General features: G+C 59.1%; 1 protein-coding gene. It reads left to right on the top strand.

Annotation, left to right across the window (positions count from 1 at the left end):
* Positions 1-84: 84 nt before the first annotated feature.
* On the top strand, positions 85-8,245 hold an 8,161-nt coding region (locus ACWIQA_RS00820), incomplete at its 3' end, for a LamG-like jellyroll fold domain-containing protein (RefSeq protein ID WP_448581171.1).

Raw genomic sequence — 8,245 nt, forward strand, 5'->3', positions numbered from 1 at the left:
CCTTGTGCAACAGAAACCCCAACTTCTTACAGCACTCTCTATCCGCCCGAGCCTCGCTTGACCCTCCGCTAAAGATCTTGTTCGATGAAAAGGTCCATACGGCTATTGATCGCCCTGCTAACGTGTTTTGCGGTGACGCGCTCCAATGCCATCAATCTCCAACCACCACCCTCCGGCAATGGTGTTTCGGATGTTTATGAATCCCTGTACCCTGGGCTGATTTACAATGATGACCCGCTCACGGGCGATGTGTGTCTGCCCATTCGCGAAGACATCACCGTACGCCCCTGTACCAATCGCGAAAAAGCTCTGCTTGGCGTAGCACCCACCGTGAGTGTGGCGATGCCCCTGAGCATGGAGATTCACCCGAGTGGCACGGCTGTGACCCTGCGATTTCCGACCGTGCGCGGCAAACGATACCAAGTGCAGCGCGGCGAGGTCGTTGCCTTGAGCGAGTCGCAATGGATCACCGTGCAGGAATGCGGCGGCCCGGTTGTGTACAAATCCAAAATGGTGCGCACGCCGGTGGGCGCGGAGATTATTGGGACTGGCACCGATGCGGTGGTGAACCTGCCAATGACGCGTGTGCCCCGCCAAGCCCAATACTTTTCCTACACCTGCCTGGGCGACATCTTTAGCCGATCTGGCGCGATTTCTGATTGGGAGGAATACATTTTACGTCAAAATCCGCATGGTGAGCTAGCGGATATCGACAATGACGGATTTAGTAACATTGACGAGTGGGACGCGGGTTCGGACCCGGCCAACTGGTACAGCCGGCCAAACAGCGCGGGAGGGGTGATCACTCTCCAACCGCATCTGTCTATTGTTTCAGGGAATAACCAGCGCGGGTTGCCTGATCAAGTTCTTTCGATGCCTGTTGTGGCGGAAGTGCGAAATGGCAGTTTATCGGGGCCGGTGATCAGCGGTGCGCCAATAATGTTTTGGGTTGTGACGAGTGATGGACTCCTCTCGCTCTCCGGCACAACACCGTTTGTCAATTTGCAGACCACACAGACGGGTACGGACGGGCGCGTATCGATGTATGTGAAGCTCCCCTCCACCTTTTCGACACCTTGCCCGGTAAAAGTCCGTACCGGCACGACAGAGGCCAGCGCCTCACTCACGACCGGCGGGACAACCGGCGAATTGCTTGCACACTGGCAACTGGACGACCCCAACCCGGGGCCCCAAAATCCCGAGGCGATACCAGGCAGGGACTCTTCTGGCTATGGGCACACGTTGACGTTCCACGGAGCGCCGGCTCACTTGCCCAAAGCGGCGATCTTGGGTGGGCGCATGTTCAACACGACATCGGGAACCAACGATTGGGCGCAGGTGCCGGGCGACCAGCGGGCGTTGCGCCAGTTAACCGGCGCGCTGACCATGGCAGCGTGGGTCAACTTGGACGAAACCCATCCCCTTCTAAATCACCCGTCGCACTTTGGTCGCATTCTTTCTAGCAAGAATAATTATGGGACGTTTGGTGGTATAGAGCTGGAATATAACTACTATCAGAGACGGCTGACATTTTGCGGAAGAGGGTTTGAGCAGGCCTTGGCTTACGACGTTGACCTAAGCGGTGGCTGGAGACATGTCGCAGTGACGCTAACTCCCGAAGGTGGAGCAGGACGATTTCGGCCCAGATTTTTCGTCGATGGCGAGGAGTTGAAGCAATATACGGTGCCCTTCCCGCCTCAGACCTTTCCGGGAACAATACCGCGGCTTGTAAACATCAGCAGTTATTTTCAAACCACGTCAGACGGGTTGCTTTCGTCGCCGGCCGCTGGAACATTGAATTTTGCCGTTGGTCGCCATGCGGCATTTTCCGGAACGGCTGGCAACCATCCATGGCTGGGCGGCCTGGACGATGTACGGATGTATAATTACCCCTTGAGCGCACAGCAGGTCCGTCTGCTCAGCTATCGGTTTGCGCCCGAAGTGCGCATCCTTGGTGGCGACGCTCAGCGCGTGATTAGATCGGGCTCCACGATAGAGAGCGGAACAGCGCCGGCTCCGTTGGAAGTCGGCGTCTACACCAACAAGGGCGTGCCATTGGTGGGTGTGCCGGTCACGTTTGAAGTTTTGTCGGGCCCGGCCGCCCTCTACGTCAGCGGCTCCGTGGTGAAAAAAACCACCGTAGTCACTAGTGGCAGCCTCGCGCGGGCATCCGTCATGGCTCACACAGGCACCTCCGGTTACGGGCTATCCGATATTCGCGTTTGCGCAACAACGCCGCAGGGCGAGGGCGCGGTTCGCTTCCGATTCGAGACGCTTTTCGTGGACACGGATAAGGATCAACTCCCGGACGAATGGGAGCTGCTGCACTTCGGCAACTTGTCGCAAACGTGGGGTGGAGACCGGGATAACGATGGCTTGATCAACGGCGAAGAATACCGCAATGGCCTCGATCCGAATAATCCTGACTCCAACGGCGATGGTATTCTTGATGGCGGCCACTTTCTCGGCGTCAAAGTCTGGCTGCAAGATCGTGATCTTTATGATGACGGCTGGGAGCTCTACCGTGACGGACAGTTTCTATTAACGAACAAGCAGAACCCAAAAAGAATCTGGAGCACAACCTTCCAAGTGCGCCGGGGAAGTCGTTCCACTTTCACGCTGCTTCGTCCGGAAATTGGCCAATTCCGCGGCCATGATGAGTATCGAATTGCGTTTACCGCAACGTCCGGGACATCGCCGGACGACGAAAGCAACCCGGCGATCACCACCCAATGGATTCCCTCGCCGGGAAACTCGCCACTCAACGGTTTGCTCTATTACAACGAGCCCAACCCACCCGACCCCTCCAAGCTCCGCTGGGTTTACGCGGCAAAAGAGGCCGGTGTGCCCTCCGATTCCGATGAGGATGAATTGCTCGATCACGAAGAGGCCACCCACGGCACGCAGATAAACAATCCGGACAGCGATGGTGATGGCATGGCAGATGGGTGGGAAGTCCGCTACAACTTTCAGCCAATCTCCCCCGCTGATGCTCCGCTTGATACTGACGGAGATGGGTTGACCAACCGCCAGGAGTATGAATTCGAGAGCAACCCACTTCTGGTCGACACCGACGCGGATCAGATGGACGATGCGTGGGAAGTAAAAGAGGGGCTGGATCCCAAAAACTCTTTGGACGCCGTCAAGCCTAGTGCGTGGCGCAACGGGTTGACCAACCTTCAGCAGTACTTCGATCGCTCGGGCGATGATGATCAGGATGGGCTTTCGGACTATTCGGAAAGCCTCTGGGGCACTGGGCCTGAAAACGCGGATTCTGACGCTGACCTGATGGCCGATGGCTATGAGGTCAGTGATGGTTTGCGACCCCTTGATTCCACGGACGCCGCGCGGGACGCGGACAGGGACGGGCTCACAAACCTTGATGAAACGCAGCGCTTACTCCTCGTCTATGATTATGACAGCGATGCCGATGGATTGGGCGATGGCTGGGAGATTGCCAACGGAACAAATCCCCGCACCGCACTCAATGGCATCCTCGCCTGGTGGCGATTCGATTATGGCCTGACCTATCCCCTCTACGACACAAGTGGAGGTATCTCAGATGGCGCGGTTTTTGGTGAGGCGCGCACCGAATTTACGCAGGGCAGTCAGTATAATTTCGGCTACTATCCCCTCAGTTACGCCCCTTATAACTTCGACTATCGCCTCCGTCTGGAGGGCAAAAGCGCATACGCCGTTGTTCGTCACACGGCACAAACCAGTCTTTCAGGCACAGCGCCATTCACGATATCCTTCCAGATGGAACCCTTGACCAGCGGCACTGGACGCAAGGCGCCGGGTTACATTCTGGCGAAGGCGGGTGCCTACCAAGTGCTCACGGGCACGAATAACAACAAACTGACATTCAAAATCACGACCACCTCTGGCACGACCCACTCGTGGACTACGACCGCTGCGGTGCCAGAAGGCCAGTCGAAACATGTTGTCTTCACTTGTAACCCGTCCATCGGCCATGGTGCCATTTACATCGACGGAGCACTCTCCACCCAGGCCACGGTCGCACCATTTATTGTGCCCCTTTCTACCGAGCCGTTAATTTTTGGCAGCCCACGATCCCACCCACGCCGCGTGCCCGACGTTTGTATCAACGATCTGCGTTTCTATTCCTCCATTCTTACAGCTGCGGAAATGGCAATTCTCAACTCCGCCTCATCACTCATCAACCATGAGGGCGGACAGGATTGGGATGGTGACGGTGCCAACAACGCCCAGGAATTCAGAAACGGCACCAATCCACGCGCAGCGGACTCCGACGGGGATGGCATCTCCGATGGTGAAGAAATCAACGGATTCACCGCGGGCGGCTCAACGTATTTTTCCAACCCGCGCTTACGGGATACTGATGGCGACGGTTTAAGCGACCACTATGAGCGCACCCAATCACTCACTGATCCCGGCAGGGCTGACACCGATAACGACGGGCTTACCGACGGCAACGAAGTGAACCTCTATGGAACCGATCCAACGGATGCCGATTCGGACAACGACCTCCTCCCCGACGGGTGGGAGTTGCGCTACAAGTTCAACCCCATGAGCCCGCCCGGCAACAACGAGGCCGCGCTGGACCCCGACGAAGATAACCGCTCAAACCTCACCGAATACCAGCAAAACACAAACCCGCGTCTGAAAGACGGCCCGGGATTCGAGGAGGACACCTCGCCCCAGAACGGCGTGCCGGATTATCTGGAGCGCGATTCTGATGACGACGGCCTTACCGACCTCGAGGAGGTAGAGATTTATAAGACTAACCCCAACAACAAATTCACCTACGGCGGGCTGCCGGACGATTATCGCGCCCTGCATAACCTCCTGCCAAGCGTGCCAGGGGGCAGCACTGCTCCAGGCACGGGCCTCCATGCGAACGATGATCCTGACGGCGACGGCGCGAGCAACGCGACGGAAGCGGCGAACAACACGCCTCCCCGAAACCATAACAACCAAACCGTTTCCGTGCTCGGTGCCAAAGCCATCAGCAAAAAACCCAAGCAATTCGTGCCGGCGGGCACATCGTACACGCCGCAGACATTCGAATTCGGCACAGGCACAGTAAGAGTCTATGCGCCCCGTGGCTCCTCCGGCTACCTGGCGCTGGCCCAAGGATCAACCGAACTTTTCTCAACCGGTCAGCTCATCCTGGAAGGCGGTGGGCAGACGCTCACACTCTCCACCGGTGGCAGTGCCAAAGATTGCCCATCGAGCAAGCTCGGTCAGCCTGCTGGCGCCGGCTATAAGTTTGGCGGACGAATCGATATTTCAGGCTTCCTCAACGCGTTGCCGCGCGACGCCAAGGATTTCGTGAGCTTCACGGTTACCCGTCGTGACACCAAAGAAATCGTAATCACTCCTAACGAAGAGCCACCTCCGCCGCAGGATCCCGGTCAGGGAGGAGGTTACGGCGGAGGAGGAGGCTTTGGTGGCGGCGGTGGCGGAGGTGCGTTCGGCCCCGGCGCTATCGGTTTACCATGGCGCAACGGAGGTGAGGGCAACGACAACACGCCCGCGCCAGATGACGAAAACAAAGAATCATGCCCAGATTTCGAAACCTACGCTTCCACGGCGATCGTCGCGGTCGTTACTGCTGCCGAATGCGGTGGCTGCACCACCGCCTGCGAAACCGCCAGCCTCAGAAGCCTCGATTTCTCCATCGGCCTCGGCCTTTCCGATTTCGGCGATTCCCCGGCATCTCTCAATATTGAAGCGAAAACTCCATCACCAGCCCTTGCGACTCCGGCGGCCCTCCGTGTCGAGGCGGGTGAGGGCTGGCAAATCCTGCGCACCGGCTCAACCGCCCAGCTCTCCGAAATCCGCGGGCCAAGCGCCAAAGCCGGCATCGTCGAGACCGGCAGTTTCTCCTATCGCATTGATCTTTTTGGAGTTTCCACCACAGGCACCGGTTATCAGACCGCGCCGCACAAATCCATCGTTGTCGAGAATCCCGATGCCTCGCCCACTGTTTTCAATAGGCTCAAGCTGACGGTTCTGTCGGGCTCAGCCCAACTCATCGATTACCTCTACGTCTTCGACTCCGGCACCTGGGCGCTGAGCAGCGGCGGCTTGCGTACAGAGACGCTCGCCTCGACATGGACCAGCGGCACAGGCCAGCCAGGCAGTTTACGCACCGAAATCCGCACCGTGCGCAACCCATCCGATAGTTCCATCGCAAGCAAAAGCTCCAAAATCATTAAAGTATTCCCGTGGGGCGAGGAAACAATCAGTGAAACGCTCGATCCCGACGGCGCGGCGCTCACCACCACATGGGATTATTACGATGAGATGACCCAGGACGGCCCCGCCTACGCACGCCTCAAATCCATGCAACGTTACGATGGCTATTGGGAACGCTACACCTACGGTCCCAACGAGTTCACAAAGGTCATTTCCCCCTTCAACGATGCACCATTCAATGCGCCTGAGAACGAGTGCCGCGTGCGCATCCGGTGGACCAACCCCACCGACAACCCGCGCTCGACGGAAATCGAGCTTGTGCGGGGCATCGAAGTCAGCCGCCGTTACACCGCCACCGTCGGCGATGAACAATGGGAGATCGAAGCCACAACACCCGGCGCATGGTGGAGCATGGCTTCCAACCGCATCACCCGCACCCGGTTCATCCGCGAGGGTGAATTCACCGGGCGTCCCGCCCGCATGCAACGTCCCGACGGCACTCTCACGCTCTATTCCTACCAGCGCACTGGCGGCGTGGAAACCACGACCGAGCAAACCGGTGCCCCCTCTGGCTCGGGTACTGCGATCACTTCGGGACGACGCACCATCCGTGTGACTGCTGCCAACGGCCAGACGCTCTCCGAACATGTTTACGACATTGCGACCGGACTACTGCTCACAAGCTCAGAAGTGCTCACTTCCGACGAACAAGGCCGCCCCACACTCACCGTCTTTGAAGACGGCACAACCATTCAACGGCAATACGGCTGCTGCGGTCTGGAAGTCGAGACCGGGCGCGATGGGGTGGCCACCTTCTTCAGCTACGACGCGCTGCGCCGCCAAACCGGCATCACGCGCGCCGGGGTGCGTACCCAGCTTACGCTCGATGCCGAGGGCCGCACCGTGGCCGAGACCCGCTTCGGCTCCGACAACAGCCCGATGCTCCAGCGCACAAACACCCACACCCCCGCCGGGATCCTCATCGCGCACGGGGACGCGCTGGGCCGCCAAACCCTCATTAGCGAATCGTACACCGGTGGGGTGAGAACCGTTACCACCACCCAGCGCGACGGGTCCACGATGATCGAGAGCTACCAGCGGGATGGTCAACTCAAACAGCGCAGCGGAACGGGCGTTCATCCCGTGGCCTATGAATACGGCGTTGATGCCCAAGGGCAGTGGACAAAAGAAATCCGGCTGGGCGCCAGTGGCGCGCGCACCGAATGGACAACCACATGGCACAACATGAGCGGCCACCCCATCCGGATCGCTCACGCGGATGGTGCGTTCGAGACAATGGCCTACGACCACGCCGGGCGCCTCATCCGTCGCGCCGATGCCGACGGCATCACCCAGCTCTTCGCCTACAACGCCCGTGGCGAACAATCCATGGCGGCCCTTGATGCCGATCGCGACGGCGCGATCGGTCTGGCGAGCGTCGACCGCGTTACTCTCACCGATCGCAGCGTTGTCCTCGTCAGCGGCAGCCTCGTGGCCGAGCGCACCACCACCCGCGTGTTGCCGACCGTTGGCAGCGGTTCAGCCGTAGTACTCTCTACCACCGACCAAACACCAAACGGGCACTTCACGCGCACCGTTGCCGCCAGCGGCACAACGACGACGCTCATCACCGTCGATGGCACCGGCGGACGCACCGAAACCATCACCCGCCCCGACGGCGTGCGCACCATCCGCGTTTACTCTCAGGAGCGCCTTATTACCGAAACTATGAGAGACGCCGCCAACGCGCAAATCTCCCAGTCCACACTGAGCTACGACGCTCATGGGCGTCTCACTCAGAGCACCGACGCGCGCAACGGCACGACCGATTACACATACACCGCGCTGGACGAGCTCCACAGCGTGAGCACGCCGCCACCGGCCACGGGTCGGCCGCGATTGGTCACGCAGTACCAATACGACGCCCTCGGCCGGCGCACCGTAACCATCCTACCCGATGGCACACAAACCACCCAGCTATACTGGCCCACCGGCGAACTCAAATCCCAGAGCGGTTCCCAGACCTATCCGGTCACCTACACCTACGACACCCAGGGGC

This window comes from Thermaurantiacus sp. (assembly GCF_053487655.1).